Annotated in this window: 14 protein-coding genes; 3 read left to right on the top strand and 11 right to left on the bottom strand. The window is 70.4% G+C overall.

Going from position 1 to position 24609, the window contains the following annotated elements:
- Window positions 1–74: 74 nt before the first annotated feature.
- Window positions 75–1346: a C4-dicarboxylate transporter DctA gene (gene dctA, locus R2J75_RS05210; RefSeq protein ID WP_316411209.1), complete on the top strand. Its 1272-nt coding sequence runs from the start codon at window positions 75–77 to the stop codon at window positions 1344–1346.
- Between the two features lie 385 nt (window positions 1347–1731).
- Here the strand turns inward: dctA and R2J75_RS05205 are convergent, their stop codons facing one another.
- The 6 genes from R2J75_RS05205 to R2J75_RS05180 all read right to left on the bottom strand — a co-directional run bounded on the left by R2J75_RS05205 (window position 1732) and on the right by R2J75_RS05180 (window position 15574).
- Window positions 1732–3078, bottom strand: coding sequence for a GH1 family beta-glucosidase (locus tag R2J75_RS05205; protein WP_316411208.1), 1347 nt, complete (start codon window positions 3076–3078; stop codon window positions 1732–1734).
- 2 nt (window positions 3079–3080) lie between these two features.
- On the bottom strand, window positions 3081–6893 hold the full coding sequence (locus R2J75_RS05200) for a GH36-type glycosyl hydrolase domain-containing protein (protein ID WP_243333926.1): 3813 nt from the start codon (window positions 6891–6893) through the stop codon (window positions 3081–3083).
- A 43-nt stretch (window positions 6894–6936) separates the two neighbouring features.
- Window positions 6937–10035: a discoidin domain-containing protein gene (locus R2J75_RS05195; protein ID WP_316411207.1), complete on the bottom strand. Its 3099-nt coding sequence runs from the start codon at window positions 10033–10035 to the stop codon at window positions 6937–6939.
- A gap of 8 nt (window positions 10036–10043) precedes the next feature.
- Window positions 10044–11552 carry a glucoamylase family protein gene (locus R2J75_RS05190; RefSeq protein WP_243346887.1) on the bottom strand — a complete coding sequence of 503 codons (1509 nt, stop codon included), beginning with the start codon at window positions 11550–11552 and terminating at the stop codon, window positions 10044–10046.
- 23 nt (window positions 11553–11575) lie between these two features.
- Entirely contained in the window at window positions 11576–14431 is a 2856-nt protein-coding gene (locus R2J75_RS05185) for a TonB-dependent receptor (protein ID WP_316411206.1), read from the bottom strand.
- A gap of 81 nt (window positions 14432–14512) precedes the next feature.
- A complete protein-coding gene (locus R2J75_RS05180; protein ID WP_243333934.1) occupies window positions 14513–15574 on the bottom strand; it encodes a LacI family DNA-binding transcriptional regulator in 1062 nt (353 codons plus the stop codon).
- A 174-nt stretch (window positions 15575–15748) separates the two neighbouring features.
- On the opposite strand from R2J75_RS05180, the gene R2J75_RS05175 reads away from it, so the two are divergent.
- On the top strand, window positions 15749–17158 hold the full coding sequence (locus R2J75_RS05175) for an MFS transporter (protein WP_243346885.1): 1410 nt from the start codon (window positions 15749–15751) through the stop codon (window positions 17156–17158).
- A 206-nt stretch (window positions 17159–17364) separates the two neighbouring features.
- Window positions 17365–18882, top strand: coding sequence for a UbiD family decarboxylase (locus R2J75_RS05170; protein WP_316411205.1), 1518 nt, complete (start codon window positions 17365–17367; stop codon window positions 18880–18882).
- Between the two features lie 76 nt (window positions 18883–18958).
- On the opposite strand, the gene ribD is transcribed toward R2J75_RS05170, so the two are convergent.
- The 5 genes from ribD to R2J75_RS05145 all read right to left on the bottom strand — a co-directional run bounded on the left by ribD (window position 18959) and on the right by R2J75_RS05145 (window position 24324).
- Window positions 18959–20107 carry a bifunctional diaminohydroxyphosphoribosylaminopyrimidine deaminase/5-amino-6-(5-phosphoribosylamino)uracil reductase RibD gene (gene ribD / locus R2J75_RS05165; RefSeq protein WP_316411204.1) on the bottom strand — a complete coding sequence of 383 codons (1149 nt, stop codon included), beginning with the start codon at window positions 20105–20107 and terminating at the stop codon, window positions 18959–18961.
- Window positions 20108–20131: 24 nt separating this feature from the next.
- Complete coding sequence (locus tag R2J75_RS05160) at window positions 20132–21337, bottom strand: bifunctional 3,4-dihydroxy-2-butanone-4-phosphate synthase/GTP cyclohydrolase II (protein WP_316411203.1); 1206 nt, start codon at window positions 21335–21337, stop codon at window positions 20132–20134.
- Window positions 21338–21502: 165 nt separating this feature from the next.
- Complete coding sequence (locus R2J75_RS05155) at window positions 21503–21727, bottom strand: non-oxidative hydroxyarylic acid decarboxylases subunit D (protein WP_243333939.1); 225 nt, start codon at window positions 21725–21727, stop codon at window positions 21503–21505.
- A 48-nt stretch (window positions 21728–21775) separates the two neighbouring features.
- Window positions 21776–23248 (bottom strand): non-oxidative hydroxyarylic acid decarboxylases subunit C, encoded by a 1473-nt coding sequence (locus R2J75_RS05150; RefSeq protein ID WP_243333940.1) that lies wholly within the window; start codon window positions 23246–23248, stop codon window positions 21776–21778.
- A 152-nt stretch (window positions 23249–23400) separates the two neighbouring features.
- Window positions 23401–24324, bottom strand: a complete 924-nt coding sequence (locus R2J75_RS05145; protein ID WP_243333941.1) for a LysR substrate-binding domain-containing protein — start codon at window positions 24322–24324, stop codon at window positions 23401–23403.
- Window positions 24325–24609: the final 285 nt, after the last annotated feature.

The following is a 24609-nucleotide window of genomic DNA, read 5'->3' as shown; positions in this document are numbered from 1 at the left end:
CCGGGTTTACGCTTCGGAAAGGCCCTGCCCTTCCGGGGATGTTTATTGTCATGTCCACCGCCAGGAGAGGACGCATGCTGAAACGCTTCGGTTCCAAGCTCTACAACTGGGTCGCCCTGATGATCATCCTCGGGACGCTGCTCGGGCACTTCTACCCGAAGGCGGGCGTGGCGCTCCAGCCGGTAGCTGAAGGATTCATCAATCTCATCAAGATGCTGATCCCCCCGGTGATCATGGTGACCATCGTCATCGGCATCGCCGGCAGCGGCAGCATGAAGAAGGCCGGGCGGGTCGGCGGCAAGGCCATCCTCTACTTCGAGGTGGTCTCCACCTTCGCCCTCGTGGTGGGCCTGGCGATGGCCAACCTCTTCAAGCCGGGCGCCAGTTTCCACGTGGATCCCGCCAAGCTGGACCCCAAGCTCGTGGCCACCTACGTGGACAAGGCCGCCCACATGACCGTCGCCGATCATTTCATGAAGATGATCCCCAAGACGCTCTTCAGCGCGTTCACCGAGGGCGACATCCTCCAGGTCCTGCTCGTGTCCGTCCTGCTCGGCTTCGCGCTGGCCCACCTGAAGGACGACATCCGCCAGCCCCTCGTCGCGGGCTTCGAGAAGGTCAGCAAGTGGCTCTTCGGCGTCATGCGCCTGATCCTCTACACCGCCCCCCTGGGCGCCGGCGCGGCCATCGCCTTCACCATCGGCAAGTTCGGCCTCCGTTCCCTGCTGCCCATGGGCACCCTGATCCTGCTCTTCTACGCCACCTGCGCGGTCTTCGTGGTGCTCGTCCTCGGCACCATCTGCGCCTTCGCGGGCTTCAACATCCTGCGGCTCCTGAGCTACATCAAGAGCGAGCTCCTCCTCGTCCTCGCCACCAGCTCCTCGGAATCCGCCCTCATCCCGCTGATGGAGAAGCTGGAGCGTATCGGCCTCTCGAAGAGCGTCGTGGGCCTCGTGGTCCCCACGGGCTACAGCTTCAACCTGGACGGGACCAACATCTACATGACGCTGGCCTCCCTCTTCATCGCGCAGGCCCTGGGCATCCACCTCACCCTCGGCCAGCAGATGAGCATCCTCGTGGTGGCCATGATCACCTCGAAGGGCGCGACGGGCGTCACCGGCTCCGGCTTCATCACCCTCGCGGCGACCCTGGCGGTGGTTCCGGGCATCCCGGTCACTGGCATGGTGCTGATCCTCGGCATCGACAAGTTCATGAGCGAGGCCCGGGCCATCACCAATCACATCGGCAACTGCGTGGCGGCGGTACTCATGGCGATCTGGGAGAAGGAACTCGACTGGGACACCTTCAAGGCCGAGCTCGCGCGCGGCAGCCAGTCCACGATCTAGCCCAATTTTCCGACCCACACGATCGATCACTACCGATTACAGCGGATAGCTCCACAGCCAGCACGACACTGGCCGATTGAGCGCGTAGAGGCGAGGGTCAGGGCGAGGAAGCAGGGGCAGCATCCCAGGCATCCTCGTCCATCCCCTTTATCCCCGGCGAATGAAATCGCAGGGATGGGACGGCGCAATCGGGTAACGGATGCGCCGCCCCATCCCGGCTGTATTTCCAGCGGGGATAAAGGGGATGCACGGGGAGGCTTGGGATAATTCCAGGGCTGCGGCCGGTTTCATGTACCGCCCATCCGGCCGGCAGGACGACTTTTCGACTTTTCGGATTTCGGGGCCACATCGACACGCCAGGCTCCTGCTCCTCCGCGCCCTGGTCCTACGCCAGGCACGCCCCCCGCGTCGCGATCACCTCGGCCAGGAAGCGGGCGCTCGCCTTGGGGGTCCGATTCTGGGTGGCGTAGTCCACGTGGACGATGCCGAACCGCTTGGAGAACCCGAAGGCCCACTCGAAGTTGTCCAGGAGGCTCCAGGCGCTGTAGCCCCGGACGTCGGCGCCCTGGGCCATGGCCTCGGCCACGGCGAGGAGGTGGGTGCGGAAGTAGTCCACCCGCAGCGGGTCCCGCACGCCTTCGGGGGGCGCGGTGTCCGGGTCGGCGAAGGCCGCCCCGTTCTCGTTCACGTAGAGGGGGATCGCCCCGTAGCGCCGCCGGAGCCAGAGCAGGGTCTCGGTGAGGCCCTCGGGGTAGACCTCCCAGTCCATCTCCGTCCTCGGGTGGGTGGGGTGAGGCACGGCCCGCCACTGGCCGAAGGGGGCCTCGGGATCGTGGACGTTGAGGCTGCGGCTGTAGTAGTTGAGGCCCAGGTGGTCCAGGGGCTGGCGGATGAGATCGTAGTCGGCGGCGGGGAACGTCGGCCACGCGGCGCCGTAGATCTCTGGCATCTCCTCCGGGTCCCGGCCCAGGACGAGGGGGTCCAGGAAGGCGCGGTTCATGTAGGCGTCGGCGCGCCGCGCCGCCGCCACGTCCTCGGGGCGGTAGGAGAAGGGGTGCTTGGGCTCGATGTTGATGACGATGCCCACGTCGCGGGCGCCCGCGGCGCGGCAGGCCTGGGCGCCCATGCCGTGGGCGCGCAGGAGGTTGTGGGCCACGTGCGGCATCTCGGCGGGGTTCCGGTGCCCCGGGGGATGGTCCCCGTGCAGGTAGCCCGCGTCCGTGACCACCCAGGGCTCGTTGAGGGTGGACCACAGGGCGACGCCGGGCAGGGCCTGGACGACGGTGTGGGCGTAGTCGGCGAACCAGCCCGCGGTGTCCCGGTTCACCCAGCCGCCCTGGTCCTCGAGGGCCGCGGGGAGGTCCCAGTGGAAGAGCGTGGTCATCGGGCGGATGCCGGCCTCGAGGAGGCCGTCCACGAGGCGCCGGTAGAAGTCCAGGCCCGCCGGGTTCACCCGGCCCCGGCCCTCGGGCATCACCCGGCTCCAGCTCACGCTGAACCGGTACGAGGTGAAGCCCAGGGACCGGATGAGGGCCAGGTCCTCGCGCCAGCGGCGGTAGTGGTCGCAGGCCACCGCGCCGCCGGGAGCCAGATGGGCGCCCTTGCCGCCGGGCTGGGTGAACCGATGCCAGTTGCTGGGTCCGGCCCCGTCGGCGAGGGGCGAGCCCTCGATCTGGTAGGCGGACGTGGAGGCCCCCCAGAGGAAGCCTTCAGGGAAGCGCGGCTCGCCCATGGTCAGGCCCCCACGCGGACGCGGACGGTCCGGACGGCGCCAGCGGGACCGAAGGGGAGGAAGAACGCGCCGCCCGTGGGCGTCAGGGGCGCGCCGTCGATCCAGGCCTCCAGCACGCCCGTCGGCATCGCGGCCTCCCGGGTCACCTGGATGTCCAGAACGCTCCCCGAGCGGGGATCGCGGTAGCGGATGGACGCCGAGGGCCAACGCTCCGGCAGACGAGGATCGAGGCGGGCGCCCAGGCCCCCCTCCAGGGTGAAGCCCAGCACGTCCTCCACGGCCACCCGGTAGAACCACCCGGCCGAGCCGGTGTACCAGGTCCACCCGCCGCGCCCGGTGTGGGGCGCCACACCGTAGACGTCGGCGGCCACCACGTAGGGTTCGGTCTGGTAGACGGCGACCCGCTCGGGCGTGGCCGTGTGGCTGACCGGACTCATCATGGTGAGGAGTTGGGCGGCCCGGTCCCTGCGGCCGGAAGCGGCGATGGCCTTGACGGCCCAGAGGGCCCCGTGGGTGTACTGGCCACCGTTCTCCCGGACTCCGGGCAGGTAGCCCTTGATGTAGCCGGGGTCGTGGGGGCAGCGATCGAAGGCCGGGGTGAGGAGGCGGATGAGGTGAGCCTGCTCGTCCACCAGCTGTTCCTCCATGGCGGCCAGGGCCTGCTCCGCGCGGGCGGGGGGCACGGCCCCGGAGAGGGTCGCCCAGGCCTGGGCCAGGCAGTCGATGCGGCACTCGGTGTTGGCGGCCCCGCCCAGGGGGGTGCCGTCGTCGAAGTAGGCCCGGCGGTACCAGCCGCCGTCCCAGGCCGACGCCTCCAGGGCCTCGGTGAGCGCCTCCCGGCGCGCCCGGTGGCGGAGGACCCGGGCCTCGTCCCCCCGGCGCAGGCAGAGGGGCTCGAAGGCCTCGAGGATGGCGTAGAGGAAGAAGGCCATCCAGACACTCTCCCCCCGCCCTTCCCGGCCGACCCGGTTCATGCCGTCGTTCCAGTCGCCCGTGCCCATGAGCGGCAGGCCGTGGACGCCCTCGCGGCTGAGGGCGAGGTCGAGGGCCCGGCAGCAGTGGTCGTAGAGGTCCCCGCGCTGGCCCGAATCGACGGGCGCCAGGTAGGCCTCGTCCTGGCCGGGGGCCAGGGCGGGCGCCGTGAGGTAGGGGGCGACTTCGTCCAGCACCGCCCAGTCGCCGGTGCTCCGGAGGTAGGTGGCGGTGAGGAGGGGCAGCCACAGCAGGTCGTCGGAGAAACGGGTCCGGATGCCCTCCTCCACGGGGGGGTGCCACCAGTGGAGGACGTCGCCCTCCACGAACTGGTGGGCCGCATGGAGCAGGAGCTGGCGCCGGGTGAGGTCCGGCCGCAGGAAGAGGAGGCCGGCGGAATCCTGGAGCTGGTCGCGGTAGCCGAAGGCGCCGCCGGACTGGTAGTAGGCCGTGCGGCCCCACATGCGGCAGGCCAGGTTCTGGTAGGCCAGCCACCCGTTCACCATCACATCCAGGGCCGGTTCGGGGGTGGTGATCCGCAGGCCGGAGAGGGTGTCTTCCCAGAAGGCGCGGACCTCGGCCAGGACCGCCTCGGCCCGGGGGGCGGTGGCCGCCAGGCGGCGGGCCTCCCGCAGGTCCGGGGCCTCGCCGAAGACGAAGACGCAGGTGGCCGTCTGCCCCGGGGCCAGGGTGAGGGCGGACTGGAGGGCGAAGCCGGGCTCGGCGGGCACATCGGCGCCCGGCACCAGGCCCGCGGCGGAGAAGGCCGCGGCCGGGGCCGCGGGATCCCCGTCGGGCCCCAGGTAGGCGGCCCGGTCTCCCGAGGCCCGCACCGTGCCGCCCAGGGCGGTGGCGAAGGCCACCTGGCCGTGGAAGGGCCCGGGGGCCGTGTGCCAGGCGTAGAGTTCGGCCCCTTCCCGGCGCACGTCCAGGAGGCCCTTGCTGCGCTCCGGGCTCTCGGCCAGTACCAGTTCGGCGCCCCACACGAGGCCCAGCCGGCGCGTGCGGCCGCCCCGGTTCTCAAGGCGGACGGTCAGGTAGCGCACGGGCGCCTGGGGGTCCACGAAGACGGTGACGGTCTGGGCCAGGTCCTCCACCTGGCTTTCCCACACGGTGGCGCCGAAGCCGTGGCGGACCGTGAAGGCCAGGTGCCGGCCGGCGGGGCCCGGCATGGGGGACCACACGGTGCGCTCCGCCTCATCCCGGATGAAGAGGGCCTCGGGCAGCGGATCGCCGATGGGATCGTTCAGCCAGGGCGTGAGCCGGCGCAGGCGGCTGTTCAGGTTCCAGGTGCAGGTGAGGCCCCGTTCGGTGGCGATGAGGCCGAAGGTCTCGTTGGCCAGCACGTTGGACCAGGGCATGGGGGGCAGGACGGGCAGCCCGTCCGGACCCGGCAGGATGCGCAGGCGGTACTCCCGCCCATCGGGGGAGAAGCCGCCAAGGCCGTTGTCCAGGACGGTCTCCGCCGGCGGCGGGACCTGGGGCCCGGCCGGACGCAAGGGCGCGTAGACCCGCTCGGACGCGGCGACGGGGGGTCGGGTTCCGGGCACGACGGCCCGGGCATGGCGGTGAACGGCGCGCAGCCCGGCGGCGCCCAGGGATTCCACAGCCAGATAGGCGGCACGGCCGGGATCGGGGAGGGCGGCCAGTTTCGGCGCCCAGAGGCCGGCCTGGGCCGCGGGGCCCACGAGGGCCACCCGCGCGTCCAGCCCCTGGCGGTGCCAGAGGGCCAGGGCGGCCAGGGCGGCCTCGCCCCGGGCGGGGCCCTCGGCCCCATCCAGGTCGACGACGAGCCGGGGCGCGCCACCCAGGCCGGGCAAGGCCGGCAGGGGCTGGGCGGGATCCTGGGGCGCCGCCGGCAGGGGCGCCCCGTAGGCCAGGTCCACGGCGAGGCGGGCGGCTTCCAGGGCCGCCGGGGCGTCGAGCCCGCAGGCCTCCCGGTCCGCCCGGGCCTGGCGTTCGGCGGCTTCGAAGGCCGCGTCCACGGCCTCGGCGCCGGCCAGGGCCGCGCAGGTGGCCAGGGCGCCGGCCTCATCCAGCGCGGCGGCGAGGCCCACGGTGACGGTGCGGCGCGCCCCGGGGGCCAGGGTCAGGGCCGTGCGGAGGGCGAGGACCGGATCCAGCACCGCGCCGGTGCCGCCGGTGAGGGGGCCTGGGGCCGCCAGGGCCGCCGCCTCGGCGAGGGTGCGGCCCCGCCCCAGGAAGGCGGCCCGTTCGGAGGCGTGGGAGACTTCGCCCTCGGCGCCCGCGGCGATCCAGTGGACCATCCATTGGGGCGCCTCGTCCGCGCCCCGGGGGCGCCGCCGGGCCAGGAGGGCCCGGGCCTCCGGCCGCCAGAAGGTTTCCACGAACAGCTTGGAGAAGCCCGGGTGGGCCCGGTCCGCCTCCCGGTGGTTCAGCACCGCCTCCAGGCAGGAGGTGAGGTCCACGGTCCGGGCGGCGCCGGACCGGTTCTCGAGGGTCAGGCGGCGGAGTTCCGCATCCCGGCCGGGGACGACGGCCACCTCCAGGGTGGTGACGAGGCCCGCGTCCTCCCGGACGAAGGTCGCGCGGCCGTCCGTGAAGTGCGCGGCATACGTGTCCGGCTGGCGCAAGGCGGGCCGAAGGCCGGCGGACCAACTGGTCCCCACGGCGGGTTCCCGCAGGATCAGGAAGAAGCCGTCGGCATCGGTGAGCCGGTCCCCGGCCCACCGGGTCAGGGCCAGGTCGCCGCAGGCGGAGGTGCCGGTGCCCCGGTCGGTGATCAGGACCCGGTAGCGCCCATCGCTCAGGATGTGGCCGCGCCGTTCGCCCGGGACGGGCGTCGCGGCCGGGCGTCCGGCGTTGTCCTTGGAGTGAGTCATGCCTACGTCTTCCTTTCCAGGCCGGCCCGTGGGCCGTCCTCCTTCATGGTTCCATGACCACCCGGGCGGGGAGCCGCCTGATGATCATTTCCTTGCCGGCAACCTCGACAGGTTGGCCGTCCACCGTGGCGCGCCGGAAGCCCCCGGGCAGGGGCCAGCGCAGGACCAGCCCCCCCTGGGGCGGCTCCACGCCGCCGCCGAGTTCCCAGACCACCCGGCCCCCCTCCGCGCGGACCTGGTAGGTCAGGGCGCCCCCGGGCATCCGCAGGTTCCGGATGCCGACGCCGCCCGGACGGGAGACCCAGGACGCCGGCAGGCCGCCGCCCAGGACCCAGGCGCCGTCCGATTCCCGGTCCACCACCAGCAGGGCCAGGAGGGAGCGCAGGTAGTCCGAGCCCACCCAGGCGTGGGGCAGGTCGCCCAGGAAGGTGGATTCCCGGGGGTTCCGCACGATCACCTCGGGCCACTGGTTCCAGGCCAGGGGCCTCCGGTCCGCCAGGTAGCCCTCCAGGAGTTCCGCCGCCCGGTCGCCCCAGCCCAGGAAGGCATAGGCACCGATGGCCCGCAATTCATAGGGGGTGTAGCGGCCGTCCCCCTCGCCCCGGCGCCGGCCGGACACTTCGGCGTGGAAGCGCTCGAAGGTGGCCAGGAGGGCCTCGGCGGGCAGGTGAGCCTGTTCCCCGCCCGGCAGGAGCGCGATGGTGGTGGACGTGGCGTCGAAGTCGCCCAGTTCCACGCACCCGGGCAGGTAGGGGATGCCGTGCCGGGCCCGGGACCCGTCCAGGGCCCGCAGGACGGACGCCCGGAAGTCGGCGGCCTCCCCCGCCCAGCGCGCCGCCTCGGCCTGCTCGCCCAGGAAGCCGGCGATCCAGGCCGCGTCCTTCAGGCCGCGCAGGGCCCAGAAATCGTCCCAGAAGCTGTGCATGGGCTTGGCGGAATAGCCCTCATGGCTGATGCTGCGGGGCATGAGGCCCCGCCAGGGCTCGCCCTGGTGCCCGTCCGAGGGCTCGCGATGCCGGGCCATCCAGGCGGCAGCGGCCCGGGCCTGGGGCCACCAGGCGGCCACAAAGGTCCGGTCGCCCGTGAAGCGGCCGATCTCGGCCAGGAGGTGGATGAATTCCCCGTGGCTGTCGTTCTCGGGCACCGGGTCGGACCCGCGGCCGTCCACCACACAGGGCACCTTGCCGTCCTCGAAGAGGTTCGGGGCGTACCAGGCCAGGTAGTCCTTGGCGGCCTGGGCATGGCCCAGGCGCAGGAGGGCGGCCCCCATCATGGCCCCGTCCCGGATCCAGGAGCGGGCGTAGGCGCGGGTTCCGGGCCGCAGGGCCGGGCCCTGGCGGCTGATGAGGATGTGGGCCAGGCAGGTGCGGAGGGTGGCGGAGGCGCCGGGCTCGGGCAGGTCCAGGCCCACGCGCCCCAGGCGCTCCGCCCAGGCCTCGGCCTCGGCCCGCAGGCCGTCCTCGAAGGCCGGCAGCGGACCGGGATCCCCGGCCAGGGGCAGATCCACGTACAGGTCCCGGGTCTCGCCGGGCCCCAGGTCCAGGTCGTACCGCAGGGCCCCGGAAGCCCAGCCGTCCGGGTCCTCCACCGAGGCTGCGGCGGGGAGGCGGCCCCGCCCCAGGTCCTCCAGGAGGGGGCCCGCGGCGAAGGGCTTGGCCCCGGCCCCGCTGGGCGGCGTCAGGGTGGTCAGGTAGCGGCGGCCGTCGAGCTGGACGCCCCGGGCGTCGAAGGTCAGGCGCCGCACGGGGGCGACGCCCCCGGAGGTGCCCAGGAACTGGGCCGGGGGGTTCACCTGGAAGGGCCGCAGGGCCAGGAAGAGGGCGCCCTTCCAGGGCCGGCCCCCCTCCCGGGAGACGCGGTAGCGGCAGCGCACCACGGGGGCCCCGGGGCGTCCGGCCCCGTAGGCGGTGACGCGCAGGACCAGGTCGCCCATGCGGCGCGTGACGGTGGGGATGGGCAGGCCCTCCCCCTCCAGGGTCTGGGTGCTGTCGGCCTGGGCCCAGCCCAGGAGCCGGGTCCCGTCCCAGAGGAAGGGTTCCAGGGCCGGCCGGGCCCGGCCGGGCTCCACGGCGCCGTCCTCGGACAGCAGGGCGCTGTCGACGCCCCCGTCCACGCCCACGAGGGTCCAGTAGCCCTGCTCGCCCAGGAAGCCGCGGGGATAGTCGCCCCGGGGGGCGGCCTTGGCGGCCGCCTCGAAGAGGGCGTTCGCGGACGCCCCGAAGGCCAGGGGCTGCGCGGTCAGGGCCCGCACGCCCCAGGGTCCCCCGCCCCGGGTCCGCCGGCAGACCACGCGCAGGAAGCGCGCCTCGGTCTCCGGCGTCTGAAGGAGGCTGGCGGCGCCCCCAGCGCCGCGCACCTCCTTGAGGGTGGTCCACCTCCGGCCGTCGTCCGAGGCCTGGAGGTCGAAGTCCAAGGGCGCCTCGCCGTCCCAGTCCACGCGCACGCCGCCGAAGACGCGGGATTCGCCGAAGGCCTGCTGGAACCAGCCCCCCTCCCGGGGAGCCCGCCAGGCCTTGGCCGGCGGTCCCGAGGGCCCGAACCCAGGCTGCGAAGCCGAGGCCGACGCCACCGGTGTGCCGGCGTAGGGATGCTCGGGGGGCAGTTCCCGGAGGGTGAGGCCGCTGAACTCCGCGAAGCCCTTCCCGCCCTGCCCGGCGGTGACGCACCACTCCAGGGCGCCGATGACCGAGGGGTCCGCCCCCCCGGGCCCCCAGGCGAAGCTCACATGGCGCTTCTTGAGGACGATCCGGGTCCAGCCCCCCGGCAGCGTGAAGTCCGGCTTGCGGACCCACCAGACGTTGTCGCCGGAGGGATCCACCAGCTTGAACTCCAGGGCGTTGGGCAGGCCTTCGCCGCGGATCCAGAAGGACAGCTCGTAGTTGGCCGGGAGCTTCACCGGCAGGGTCCTGCGGGCGGCCGCGTACCCGGCCCGCCCGTTGAAATCGAAGTCCAGGCGCAGGGCGCCCTGGCCCCCGGGGCCCCGGGCGTGCCCCAGGCGGAGGGAGACCCCGTCCGAGGGCGCCGCGGTCCAGGCCCGGATATCCGGGAAGGCGTCCAGGACCCTGGGAGGTGCTTCGCCCAGGAGGGCGGCGCAAGCCAGGCCAAGGGCCAACCGGGAAGGCGTGCGCGGGAAAGGGGCCATGCTGCCTCCTAGCGGACCGGACGCTTCAGGGCCGCGGGGGCCGCGTCCACCCAACCGCCCTTGAAGCCCGCCAGGGCGAGGCCCCGGAGGAGGGTGGGATCCCGCTTCATCAGGTTCCACACGAGCCCGGACCGGTGGTTCTCGATCATGGTCAGGATCAGGCCCTGGTCGATGCCCAGGTAGTCCGTGTCGAACCAGCCCAGGCCGGACACGGTGCGGCCGTGGTAGGTCTTCTGGCCGACCGGGAAGGTGGGGTTGTAGGCGTCGAGGAACCCGTAGGTGGAGAAGAGCGCGTCGCCGTACGTGGTCCGCATGGCCTGCAGCGCGGGGAGGGAGATCTCCGGCGTGAAGGGCATGGATCCGGCCGCGGCGTTGGGCGTCAGGGTCCCGTCGTCCAGGATCCCTTCCCCGCCGGCGCCCCGGGCGGCGTAGGTGAGGAAGGTGCGCTTCGTCCCGTCCACCGTGAGGGTGCCGTCCACGGGTCCGTCGCAGGCGGAGATGCCCCAGCCGTTGGCGCCGTAGCCCTTCCATCCGCCAGGGTTGCGCAGGGCATAGGCCCGCTGGGCGTAGGTGGCGCGCCGGGTGTTCTCGGCGTAGTCGAGGTCCCGGGCGGCGGAGGCCGCGTCGCGGATGCCCCGGAAATCCACCCAGATGTGGCTGAACTGGTGCCCGAAGAGGGGCCCGAACTGGAAGAACGACTGGCCCTCGAAGGTGCCCCATTTCTGGGTCGCGGTGTAGGCGGGCCACGCGGCGGGGCTGACGGGGTGGGCCGGGGAGCCCATGGCCAGCAGCACCAGGAGCATGCCTTCCATGTAGCCGTGCCAGTCGTAGGTGTTGAAGCCCTCTTCCGGCGTCCAGCCCATGCTCACCAGGTTGGGCCGGGCCGAGAACCAGGCCCAGTCGGCGCGGGCGTTGAGGCGGACCGCGATGTCGCGGATCTCCGTCTCGGCCGCGGAGGGCTGGTCGAAGTAGGCCCGGCAGGTGAGGGCGCCGGCCAGGAGGAGGGCGGTGTCGATGCTGCTGAGCTCCACCTTCTGGTAGCGGAGCCCGGTCTTCATGTCGAGGAAGTGGTAGTAGAAGCCCTTGTACCCGGCGATGCCGGTGGCGGCGTCACCCTGGGGGGCCTTGTCCAGGAAGCGCAGCGTGAGGAGCACGCGCTGCGCCGCCTGGTCGCGGGTCACATAGCCCCGCTCCGCGCCGATCACGTAGGCCGTGAGGCCGAAGCCCACGGCGGAAATGCTGGCGAAGGAGGGGGTGGGGTAGCGGTCCGGCACGAGGCCGGTCGTGGGATCCGCCGTGTCCCAGAAAAACTGGAAGGTGCGCCTTTCCAGGAGATCCAGGAACGCCTGATCGGTCAGGACGGGGGCGGAGGGTGCGGGGGTTGCGGCCTGGCAGCCGGTGGAGAACAGGAGCAGGGCCGGCAGGACGCAGCCACCGAGCAGGCCCCGCAGGGGGGAGGGCCGGCGGCCCTCCTTCCTGCGGTTCCCGGCGGCGCCGTTCAGGTTCGATTCAGGCATTCCCATGATCTTCCGGACTCCGATCAGAACTGGAGGGTCGCGCCGAACTGGACGCGGCGGCCGCGCAGGACGTCCACGGGCTGGCCGAACCGCGCCTTGGCGCCGTCGGACCCGTCGATGTAGCCCGAATCCCAGCCGTAGATCCAGTTGTTGTAGTTGAACACGTTGATGCACTCGGCGTTGACGCCCAGCTTGGCCTTGCCGATCTTGAAGTCCTTCTGGAGCTTCAGGTCGACGGAGCGGTAGCCCCAGGCGTTGGGGATGATGAAGCTGTACTTGATGGGCCGGCCCGCGTTGTACTGGAAGTGGCGCTTGCTGTAGTCCCAGCCGTTGGTCACGTCCCAGATGGTGTAGGGCAGGCCGGTGCTGAGGGTGATGAGGCCGCTCAGCTTGAAGCCCCAGGGCAGCTTCACGATGCCGTCGAAGATGAGGCGGTTGCGCTCGTCGTCGGCGGTGGGGTGCTTGCCGTAGGCGTCGGCGTTCACGTAGTCGAGGCTGAACAGGTCGTTGCCGGTCTGCTTGGCGCTCGACAGGGTGTAGCGGACCCCGAAGCCCCAGCCGGAAGCCTCGCTGTAGGGCTTCTCGAAGGTCACGTACATCGCCTGGTACCAGGTCTTCTTGGTGTCGCTGAGGAGCACGTTGGAGAAGCCGGGGACGGAGATGTAGTTGAGGTTGGCGTCGCGGTTGCCCCACTTCCAGGTGAGGGAGTTCTTGCTCTCGACGTCGGTCAGGGTCACGGACCAGTTCCAGGCCCCCAGCACGCCGCGGGCGCCCAGGCTGACCTGGTCGGAGTAGGCCGGCTTGGCGTTGTTGTCGAGGAGGAAGACTTCGGGATTGGGCGCCACGCCCTTGGCGATCAGGGTGTCCAGGCCGGCCTTGGTCAGGTAGCTGGGATCCCACTTGATGGCGGGCGTGCCGTTGACGGGGGACCCGTCGGCGCTGAACGTGAAGGTGCGGACGCCCCACTGCAGGCGGAAGCGCTCGTCCAGGACGTTGTTGAAGGACTCGCGGTCGTAGTAGCGGCCGACGCCGCCGAAGACGACCAGGGTGTTGTTGCCCTTGACGTCATAGGTGAAGCCGATGCGGGGCTGGAAGGCGCCGTAGTAGGGCTTGCGCTGGCTGCCGTCGCTGAAGTAGTTGGACGGGTACAGGGAGCTGAGGGTGGACACCACGTTCGCGGGCGTGACGTAGTCCTCGTTGAACATGTGGGACTCGTAGTCCCAGCGGACGCCCAGGTTCACCTGCAGGCGCGGGGTGACGTTCCAGTCGTCCTGCACGTAGATGCCGAACTGCTTGTTGTCGGCGCTCATGTCGGGGTTGCCGACGCCGTACTGGGCCTGGAAGGGGATGGTGAGGGTCGGGTCGTACGAGGTGTTGAACCGGTAGACGGGGTTGCCCACCTGCCACTTCTGGACCTTGTAGTCCAGGAAGTCGAGGGTCAGGCCGGTCTTGATGGTGTGCCCGGAGACGCCCAGGTAGGTGAAGTCGTCGCGCAGGGAGGTGCGCTTCTGGACGAAGTCCTGCGTGGTCTCGTTGCCGCCGATGACGATGATGCCCTGGTAGTCCTTGCCGACGAGGTCGGAGTGCAGGGGCTTGGGGTTCCACTCGGCGCGCTGGAAGCTGACCATGGCCTCGTTGACCCAGGACGCCGTGGTGAACTTGTGCTTCAGGGTGCTGGTCAGCACGTTGTTCGCCATGTCCGTTCCGCGCTCGTACGAGGTCTGCGCGCCGAAGTCGCGCTTCTCGTGCTCGTTGCGCCAGTTGATGGTCCACTCGAGGATCTGCTGGGGGTTGATCTGGTAGTCGACCTTGCCGAAGACCAGGTCGCTGCGGAACGGCGAGGGGTAGCTGCCGGCGTAGCTGTTCAGCTTGTCCTTCAGGGCCTGGGAGGCCCCGGCCATGCTGGTGCCGCCCAGGTAGACCAGGTTGTCGCGGTTCTGGTTCTGGCCCTCGTAGGACAGGAAGAAGTGCATCCGGTCCTTGAGGATGGGGCCGCCGACGCTGAGGCCGTACTGGGTGCGGGAGTACTCGGGGTTGGGCTGGCCGCGGTGGGCCGCGAACCAGTTGTTCGCCACCAGGTTCTTGTTCTGGTAGTAGGTGAACATGTCGCCGTGGAACTCGTTGGTGCCGGACTTGGTCACCGCGGTGATGACGGCGCCGGAGGCCTTCTGGTACTCGGCCTTGTAGTTCTCGGTCAGGACGCGGAACTCCTGCACGGCGGTGAGGGGGAACGGGTTGCCGCGGCTGCTGTCCTGGCCGACGGAGCCGCCGGAGAGGAGGTCGCTCTTGTAGCTGGCGCCGTCGATGAAGATGTTGGTGCGCTGGTTGGTCTGGCCACCCGAGGAGAAGGACTGGTTCATCTCGTCATTGCTGATCTTGATGCCAGGCGCCAGGGCGGCGTAGTTGAGGAAGTTGCGGTTGCCCTGGGGCAGGGATTCCAGCTGCTCCGTGGTGATGTTGGTGGCCACCTCGGCGGTGCGGATCTCGCTGAGGGTCCCGGTCACCTCCACGGTGGCGGAGGCCTCGGCCATGGGGGCCAGGTTGAAGTCCAGGTCGAGGGCCTGGCCCACCTGCACGCGGATGGTCTTGGCGGCCCGGGCCTGACCCTGGGCGGTGACGGTCAGGTTGTAGGTGGCGGGGTCGAGGCTGAGGAAGTAGGTGCCGTCGGGGCGAACCACGGTGCTGGTGCTGTAGCCGTTGGCCTTGTTCACGGCCATGACGACGGCGCCGGGGATGGCGCGGCCATCCTTGGCGCGCACGCGGCCGCGCAGGACCGCGTTGGTGGTCTGGGCCTGGAGGACGGCCGGCATCGCCGCGGCGGCGAGCAGGACGGCCAGGGCCGGGATCGAACCGGACCGGGTTCGGAGGAGGTTGGACATGGGTGGCTCCATGGAAGGTTTGGGAAGGGAAGGGTGAAGAAACGGCGGAACGGGCCATCCCGTCCCGGAATGGATGCGGAATCAGGGGGTCAGGCGGGGGGGACAGGTGGAGGCCCGCGTCACCAGCACGACGTCGAGGGTCTCCTGGCGGGCCTGGCTGGCGCCGCCGGCCTCGATGATGTTGAGCAACCGCTCGGCGGCGCGGGCCCCGAGCTCGGGAATGGGCGCCCGCACCGACGTGAGCGCCGGGGAGAGGTAACGCACGATGGGCACGTCGTCGAAGCCCGCCAGGCTGATGTCCTCGGGCACCTTGACCCCCTGGTCCCGAAGGGCGGCCAGGGCGCCCAGCGCCATGTCGTCGTTGGCGGCGAAGATGGCCGTGGGCCGGGTCGGCAGTTTGAGCAGGCGGCACGCGGCCCGGTATCCCGAGGCCTCGCTGAAATCGCCCGGCACCTCCAGGGCGGGGTCGGGCTCGGCGGCCAGGGAGGCCATGGCCTCCCGCCAGCCCTCCAGGCGCTGCCGCGCGTCCATGTTGTGCTCGGGCCCGCCGATGAAGGCGATGCGGCGGTGGCCCAGCCCCAGCAGGTAGCGCGTCATGGAGAGGGCGCCCCCGTGGTTGTCCACGCTGATGGCGTCGTAGCTGGCGGCCTGCGGCCCGTCCGGCTGGTTCAGGAAGACGGTTGGCGTACGGCCAAGAAGCCGGCATAGGCCCGCGTCGAGGTCCAGGTCGGAGCTGAGGATCACCATGCCGTCCACCTTCCCGTGCATGGTGCGGAGCATGGTTTCGGCGGCGCTGGCCTCGCCGTGGGTGCAGGTCACGAGGAGGGCGAAGCCCCGGCGGCGGGCCACCAGGTCCAGGCCGCGGATCAGCTCGCTGAAGAACTCGCCGAACATGTCCGGCAGCAGGACGCCCAGGGTCCGGGTCTCCCGCTTGATGAGGCTCCGGGCGCCGCTGTGGGGGATGTAGCCCAGGCGCTCCACGGCGGCCATCACCCGCTCACTCGTTGCGCCCTTCACCGGGTTGGTGCCATTGAGGACCCGCGACACCGTGGCGATGGAGACCCGCGCTTCCCGCGCCACGTCGTGGATGGTGACGTCGGCGGTTTCGCTACGGACGGGCGCTTCTCGGCTGGGCTCGCTCATGGGATTTCGTCCGCGGAAGACTCGGGGGGGGAAATGAAAACGTTTACATCGTGGGAGCAGAAAAGTAATATACCCATGCCATCCCTCCCGCAAGTGAAAAAGTCAAAGACCTCCACCTACGCGCCTAAGATCCAAGCAAACCAAACCCTTGTATCCCCTCCCCCGGCAGGTCCCATGTCCGAATCCCGCCCCCCGCTCGCCATCGACCGCATCCCGATCAGCCAGAAGCTCGCCTACGGGATGGGGTCCATCGTCACCATCGTCGCCGTGAATTCGGTCATCCAGCTAACGGGCCTGGTGTACGTGGTCGGCCTGGGCATCAGCGCCGTCTGGATCGGCTACGCGCAGGCCCTTCCCCGCCTCTGGGACGCCCTCGTGGACCCCTTCCTCGGCAACCTCTCCGACAACACCCGGACGCGCTACGGGCGCCGGATCCCCTACCTCGTCGTCGGGGGCGTCCTCCTGGGCATCGCCTTCTTCCTGCTCTGGACCGTCCCCCGGAACTGGAGCCACGGCGCCATGTTCGCCTACTTCCTGGCGGCCTCGGTGTTCTTCTACACCGTGGTCCCCATCTATGCGATCCCCCACGGCGCCCTGGGCCTCGAGATGACCGAGGATCCCCACGAGAAGACCTCCCTCTTCGCCTTCGCCAGCTTCATCGGCAACGTGGGCGCCTTCTGCCTCCCCTGGGTCTACTACCTGGCCAACCGGCCCGTCTTCAAGGGCGACACGGTGGCCGGGATCCGCTGGGTCTGCCTGGGCATGAGCGCCTTCCTCACCATTTCGGCCCTGGTGTGCGCCTTCGTGTGCAAGGAGGGCAAGTTCTCCCAGGCCCGCGAGCAGGCCCGCATCCCCGTGATGGAGGGCTTCAAGGCCACCTACCGCAACCGCGCCTTCCTGCGCCTCGTGGCGGCCTTCAGCCTCCTCATCGTCGGCTTCCAGGTCGTCATGGGCTTCAGCAACTTCACGACGATCTTCTACCTCTTCGGCGGCGACAAGGACGCCGCCAGCGCCCTGATGGCCCAGAACGGGACGCTGTGGGCGGCGGTCGGCATCGCCGGCGCGATTCCCATGGTCTGGGTCTCCAAGGCCCTCGGCAAGAAGGGGACGGTGATCCTCTCCTTCGCCCTCATCGCCGCCGCCAACCTCCTCAAGATCGTCTGCTACGATCCCGCCCGCCCCTGGCTCACCTACATCCCCACGGTGGGCCTCTCCCTGGGCATGGTCTTCTGCTTCTCCCTCGTGAACTCCATGATCGCGGACATCTGCGACGAGGAGGAGGTCCGCGAAGGCGTCCGCAAGGAGGGCGTCTACTTCGCCGTCTACAACTGGTGGTGGAAGGCGGGCGTCTCCGTGGCCTCCGTGGCCGGGGGCTACCTCCTGCAGGGCACGGGCTTCGTGGAGGGCCTGGCCACCCAGAGCGCCGCGGCCCTCTGGCGCCTCCGCCTCTGGGAGATCGGCCTGCCCACGGCCCTCTGCGGCGCCGGCATCCTCATCCTGCTGGGTTACCCACTGACGGAGGCCCGGTCCTACGAGGTGAAGGAGATCCTCCAGAAGCGCCGGGCCGCGGCGGAGCCGGCCTGAGGGTATGGAAAGGTTTACATTCGTCTGACTTCTCGACTCATTCGCAGATCCAGGGCCCGATCCCGCGCGCGCGGGTGATCACAGGCGGGCCTCTGATAACGCCAGGGCATGCATGCCTTGCGCGCATCACCCGGCCCCCAAAAAGCGATTGGACGGGCCCTCGGACGCAGGCGGACAGTGGAGCCATCCACCTTCCAGGAGTCTCCATGAGCCCCGCCCCCCTTGCGCCAGCACCGTCCGCCGCGACCGCCGTCACGGATCTCCGCAGCGCCCTCCGCCTCCTGTCGGAGATGCCAGGCCAGCTCCTGGTCACCGACACCCCCGTCGATCCCATCGCCGAGCTGAGCGGGGTCTATCGCCATGTGGGCGCGGGCGGCACCGTGATGCGCCCCACCAAGGCCGGGCCCGCCATGATCTTCAACACCATCAAAGGCTACGAAGGCCACCGGATCTCCATCGGCATGCTGGCCGACCGCCGCCGCGTGGCGGCCCTCCTGGGCACGACGCCCCAGCGCCTCGGTTTCCACATGTGCGAGGCCCTGAACAATCCCATCCAGCCCATCCCCGTCAAGGGCGCGGCCCCCTGCCAGGAAGTGGTGCACCGGGCCTCCGATCCGGGCTTCGATCTCCGCAAGCTCCTGCCCACCCCCACCAACACCCCCGAGGACGCCGGTCCCTACATCACCATGGGCCTCTGCTACGGCCGCGATCCCGAGACGGGGGAAGAGGACGTCACCATCCACCGGCTCTGCGTCCAGGGGCCCGACACCATCTCGATGTACTTCGTCCCGGGCCGCCACCTGGACAGCTTCCGCATGAAGGCCGAGAAGGCGGGCAAGCCCCAGCCCATCTCCATCAGCATCGGCCTGGACCCCGCCGTCTACATCGCGGCCTGCTTCGAGGCGCCCAGCACGCCCCTCGGCTTCAACGAGCTGGGCATCGCCGGCGCGCTCCGCGGCCGCCCCGTGGAGATGGCCTCCTGCCTCACGGTGGACGCCAAGGCCATCGCCGCGGCCGAATTCGTCATCGAGGGCGAGCTCCTCCCCGACCTGCGCATGGTCGAGGACCAGAGCAGCGGCACCGGCAAGGCCATGCCGGAATTCCCCGGCTACAACGGGCCCGCGAACCCCTCCCTGCCCGTCATCCGCGTCACGGCGGTCACCCACCGCATCCGGCCCATCATGCAGACCTGCATCGGCCCCTCGGAGGAGCATGTCAACCTGGCCGGCATCCCCACCGAGGCCAGCATCATCACCATGGTCAACCGCGCCCTGCCGGGCCTCCTCCAGAACGTGTACGCCCACCCATGCGGCGGCGGCAAGTACGTGGCCGTGCTCCAGGTCCGCAAGAGCGCGCCCCCGGACGAGGGCCGCCACCGCCAGGCCGCGCTTCTCGCCTTCTCCTCCTTCTCCGAACTCAAGCACGTGATCCTGGTGGACGACGACGTCGACCTCTTCGACTCCAACGACGTCATGTGGGCCATGACCACCCGTTTCCAGGCCGACGTCGACATCATCCCCATCCCCGGCGTGCGCTGCCACCCCCTCGATCCCAGCCAGATGCCTGAAATGAGCCCCAGCATCCGCGCGAAGGGGATCACCTGCAAGGCCATCTTCGACTGCACGGTGCCCTTCGACCAGAAGGGCCGGTTCCACCGCGCCCCCTTCCTGGACGTGGATCCGGCCCCCTTCCTCGTGCCCTCCAGCCGGCCCCTGGACCTCTGAGCCGCGGGGGACCCGGCCCGGGCCCGGTCCGAGGGGCGCGCGCAGGATGGGCGCGCCCCATGGACCGGGCCCGGCGTCAGATCCGGTAGATCTCCCAGGCCCCGCCCTCCACGGCGAAGCGGTGGCGGTGAGTCCCCTCGCAAGGCAGGCCGCAACCCTGGGGTCCGGCCGGCGCGCCGGCGCTGCGGAAGGCCACCACCTCGTCCAGGAGGCCCCGGCGCAGGAGGCTCCGGCCCAGGGCCTCGCCGCCCTCGAACAGGATCCGCCCCACGCCCTGGTCGGCCAGGGCGCCCAGGAGGGCCCCCAGGTCCAGATCCCCCGACCGGCCCCCGCAGGGGAGGTCGCCGACGCCGGGCAGGGGCGCCCGGAGGCCGGCCACGGCCCGGAGGCAGGGGCCGTGTTCCCAGATGGGGTGGGCCGCCTCCAGGTGGCCCTCCGGGTCGAGGATGACCCGCCGGAGCCGGCGATGGGCGGGCGGGTCCACCCAGGGGTCGCCCAGGCGAAGGGCATGGATGCGGAGCGTCGGCAGATCGGTGGCCACCGCGTCCGCGGCGCACCGGAAGGCGGCCTGGACCCGCCGGAACACCGGATCCGGCCCCGCCAGGGACGGGGCCGGGTGGCCGAGGAAGGTGACCCAGGGCAGGCCCGTGCGGACGCGCTTGAAGAAGGGGGCGTGGAAGGCCTCGCAGGCCTCGGCCAGGACCCTACGCCCGACCTCCACGCCAGCGGCCCGCAGCCGCCGGAGACCGCCGCCATCCACCCGGGGATTGGGATCGATGGCGCCGGCGACCACCCGGCGGATGCCGGCGGCCACGAGGGCGTCCGCGCAGGGCGGCGTACGGCCCTGGTGGCAACAGGGCTCCAGGGTGACGTAGGCGGTGGCCCCGGCCGGGTCCCGGCCCTGCCGGCGGGCCTCGGTCAGCGCCACGATTTCCGCGTGGGGGCCGCCGGTCCGGGTGTGCGCGCCCGCGCCGATGACCTCACCCGCCTGGACGAGCACGCAGCCTACCGGGGGGTTGGGACTGGCCAGCCCCACGCCCCCCAGCGCTTCCCGCAGGGCCATGGCCATGAAGCGGGCATCCCCCTGGAGATGGGAGGGCCGGGGCCACGGCCCGCCCGTGGCCGCCTCGAAGGTCCCCAGGTCCTCCGGTCCCCCCGCCACGGCCCGGGCTGGGTCGGGCAGCCACCCGGCCCCGGCGCCGGTCTGGACGGGTTCCTGGTACATCAACGCCTCCCAGCCCGTCCGTCGTTACACGCAGTTCAGGAGGTGGCCGAGCTTCAGCTTCTTGGTGGCGAGGTAGCGCCGGTTCTCGGCCCCGGAGGGCATCTCCAGCGGCACCCGCTCCTCGACGTGGAGGCCGTAGCCCTCCAGGCCGATGATCTTCTTGGGATTGTTCGTGAGGAGGCGCATCCTCCGCACCCCGAGGTCGCGCAGGATCTGGGCCCCGATGCCGTAGTCCCGGAGGTCGGCCTGGAAGCCCAGGCGCTCATTGGCCTCGACGGTGTCGCAGCCCTTGTCCTGGAGCGCGTAGGCGCGGATCTTGTTGCCCAGCCCGATGCCCCTGCCCTCCTGGCGCATGTAGAGCAGCACGCCGGCGCCCTCGGCCTCGATGCGGCGCAGGGCGGTCTTCAGCTGCTCCCCGCAATCGCAGCGCAGGGAACCGAACGCGTCTCCGGTGAGGCACTCGCTGTGGACGCGCACCAGGACCGGCGCGTCCGGATCGATCTCCCCTTTGACGAGGGCGATGTGTGTGAGGCCGGTGATGCCGTCCTCGTAGGCGACGGCCCGGAAGGCGCCGCCCTCCCGGAGGGGCATGGCGGCCTCGCCGGCGCGGGTGATGTGGCGCTCCCACCGGACGCGGTGGGCGATGAGGTCGCGGACGGAGACGATCTTCAGGCCGTGCTCCGCGGCGAAGACCTCCAGGTCCGGCATGCGGGCCATGGTGCCGTCGTCCTTCATGATTTCGCAGATGACGCCGGCCGGGCGGCACCCGGCCAGCCGCGCCAGGTCCACCGAGCCTTCGGTCTGGCCCGTCCGCACCAGCACCCCGCCCTCCCGGGCGATGAGCGGGAAGACGTGGCCCGGCCGGACCAGGTCCCCGGGGCCGGACCCGTCGCGCACGGCGGTGCGGATCGTGGTGGACCGGTCGTGCGCGGAAATGCCCGTCGTGACACCCTTCCGGGCCTCGATGGAGACCGTGAAGGCCGTCCCGAAGGGCGAATCGTTCTCCCGCACCATGGGTTCGAGGCCCAGGGCGGCGGCCTTGTCGCCGGTCAGGCTCAGGCAGATGAGGCCGCGGCCGTGGGTGGCCATGAAATTGATGGCCTCGGGGGTCACGTGGTCGGCGGCCAGCGTGAGGTCACCCTCGTTCTCCCGGTTCTCGTCATCCACCAGGATCACCATCCGCCCCTGGCGGATGTCCTCGATGGCCTCGTTGATGGTTGCCAGCGGCATGTCGGCTCCTTCCAGCGGTCCTGAGGCCCCCGGGGCCGGTGGAGCCGGCCCCGGGGATTCCAGTCGAGGGTGCCGCATCCGCCCAGTCTCCTGAATCATCCGGACGCGATGGGAGTGCAGCGGCCGCTCCCCTCGGATGATTCAGGCGACTTTGCGGACGCTGCACTAGCCCTTGAGGGGCGGGATCGGCGGGATCATCAGCATCTTGTCGATGTGCGCCGGGTTGATCTTGAACTTGGCGTTGTAGTGCTTGGGATCGGTCTTGTCCGGGGTCTCGGTGGACCGCCAGGAGTAGGTGCAGGTGCCGCAGATGTACATCTCCCACACGTTGCCGACGGGGGACTTCACCAGCAGCTCGACCTTTTCGGATTCGCAGCGGGGGCAGATCATGTTGGGTTCCTTTCGATCAGGGTTCAAGGTTGGCGGGATGGCGCGGGATCAGCCGCGGGCCTTCTTGACGAGGTTGGCGATGATGCCTTCCCAGCGCTCGGTCCCGGCGGGGGCCACGAGCAGCTCGGTCTCGCGGCACACGGCTTCGGGCGGCTTGGGCGTGGTCGCGTCGATGATGAGCTTGTTGTGCATGCCCGGAGGGTTGCTGGAGGGATCGAGGGGCATTCCGGGGCAGTTCTTGATGATGCTGACGTCCTTGTCGGGGTCGACGCGGGTGGTCATGGCCCACATGACCTGCTCGAGGTTGAAGGGGTCCACGTACTCGTCCACCACGATGATGACCTTGTTGTAGGCCATGCCGTGGGGGGTGGTGAGCAGGCGCATGGCCACGGCCTTGCCGAAGCCGCCGAAGCGGACCTTGGTGCTGACGATGACGCCGATGCCGTGGGTGTACATCGCGTTCACGGCCTGGACCTCGGGGAAGGTGTCCTTCAGCATCTGGTAGAGGGGCACCGACGTGTTCAGGGCCATGAGGTAGTCGATCTCGGACCAGGGAATGCCCAGGTAGAGGTTCTCGAAGATCGGGTTGTCGCGGAAGCTGACGGAGGTCACCCGCACGACGCCCTGGAGGCGGGCGCCGGAGTAGGAGCCGGGGAACTCGCCGAAGGGGCCTTCGCACTCGCGGACGCGGGGCTCGATGTAGCCCTCGATGCAGACCTCGCAGCCGGCGGGGATCATCATGCCCGTCTGGGGGGCCTTGGTGATCTGCATGGGCACGCCGTTGTTGAGGGCGCCGACGTAGTCGTACTCGGACTGGTCGTACCGGATGGGCGTGGAGGCCATGAACGTGGTGATGGGGTCGCAGCCCAGGCAGATGGCGACGGGCAGCGGCTTGTTCATGGACTCGGCCTTGGCCAGCTGGAGCCCGATGTCATGGAACGGCAGGGCCTGGATGCCCAGCTTGTCCTTGCCCTTGACCTGCATGCGGTAGGTGCCGAGGTTGGTCTTGCCGTGGCTTTCGGGCTCGTCGAGGTCGGGGGAGACGATGCAGGCCTTGGACAGGAAGCAGCCGGCGTCGTAGGTGTTGATGCGGTAGAGGCTGAGGATCTCGAACAGGTTGATGTTCTCGGTGACGCGGTTCTTCTTCACCGGGGCGTCGTCGACGACGACGGGCGGGACCGGATACATGCTCCAGCGCCGGTTCAGCTCGTGGAACTGGTCCTTGACGGAGGTGTCCTTGTCCATGCCCATCATGAGGGCGTGGTTGGCCCAGGAACCGTGGACCATGGTGACGACGGGATTGCGGTAGCCGCGCACCTTCTCGAAGAGGACGGCGGGGCCGTTCTTGAGGTTGGCGGAGGCGCGGCCGGCGGCGCCGATCTCCTCGGGATCGACCTCGTCCTTGACGCGCACGAGCTGGCCGTTGGCCTCGAGCTCGGTCAGGAAGTCGCGGAGGTTGTGGTAGACCTTGGAATCGGCAGCCGAGGGGATGACGATGCCGTTCGCTGTGGACGTGGGCATGGGTTCTCGCTCCATTCTGGAATGGGTTGGTTGTCCTCGCGGCGGGCCGCGGGGACGTGGGTTGAGGAAAGCGTGGGAGCTTCCGTCAGGCGGATCGGCTCATGGATGCATGATCAGGATTCGGCGCCCCTGTCAACCTGTCCAATGAATCTTTATCGCCGAAGTGATGCCTCTGCGTTATCGGCGCCCGGAGCGCCGCAGCCCTGGCTCGTCAGCGCCCGGATGAACTCCCGCAGCAGGGGGGAGCAATTGTCGTGGCGCCAGGTGGCGACGACGGCGATCTCCTGGTGCACGTCCGCCAGGGGACGGAAGATCACGCCGCTGGGTTGGCTGCAGTTGAAGGCCTCGGGCACGAGGGAGATGCCCAGGCCCGCGCCCACCAGCTGGATGCCCGTGTGGATCATGCGCACCACCTGGATGCGCTCCGGCTTCACCCGCGCCTTCTGGTAGGCCTCCATCACCATCTCGTAGAAGCCGTGGCGGCTGTGGCGGGCCGGGACGATCGAGGTGTAGCTGGCCAGGTCCTTCAGCGACACCTCGGACATGGCCCGGAACTCGGGCGTGTCCGGAAGGGCCGCCACCAGACGGGTGCGGAGGAGTTCCGCGACTTCGAAGCCCTCGTCCAGGATCTCGGCGATGAGGATGCCGACATCCAGGAATCCCTTCTGGAGGTGGTCCATCTGCTCCTCGGGGCTCAGCTCCCAGAGATCCACCTCGGCCGTGGGGATGGCCGCCCTGAATCGGGCGAGCGCCTGGGGCAGCACCTTCATGGCGGCCGTGCTGAGGAAGCCGATGCGCACCGTCCCCACCAGGCCCCGGCCCACCCCGCGGGCCTCGTGGAGGGCCTTGTTGGCGCTGTCGAGGATGACCCGGGCCCGTTCATAAAAGACCCGCCCGGCCGGCGTAAGCTCGACCTTCCGCTTGGTCCGGTCGAAGAGGGGGACGCCGATCTCCTCTTCCAGTTCGTGGATCTGCTTGCTGAGCGCCGGCTGCGTGACATTCACGAGGTCCGCGGCCTTGCGGAAGTGGAGCTCCTCCGCGGTGGCGATGAAGTATTTCAGCTTGCGAAGTTCCATGGCGCCTCCCCAGCGCAGGATCCTAGGCGGTCCCAGACCTGGGAGGGCCGCCTGCGGACGGCTGGAGCGAAGCGGGTCCGCGGCTCCCAGGTTCCCGGTCCCCCGGGCTTAATCGAGAATACAACATCGAATACCACGGCTCCGGGAGGCCCGATTGATGAACTTTTATTATCAGATCCCCTACTTCTTTGCATTGGACGGCATTTGAATACCGGATCAGGTTATCAGGAGATCTTTGAGCCCCCTCGACCGGCGGTGTCCTGCCCGCCCGAGGACGCTTAAGCG

Origin of the sequence: Mesoterricola sediminis (assembly GCF_030295425.1) — a bacterium.
GTDB classification, from domain to species: domain Bacteria; phylum Acidobacteriota; class Holophagae; order Holophagales; family Holophagaceae; genus Mesoterricola; species Mesoterricola sediminis.
This window is presented reverse-complemented; position numbering and strand designations above follow the sequence as displayed.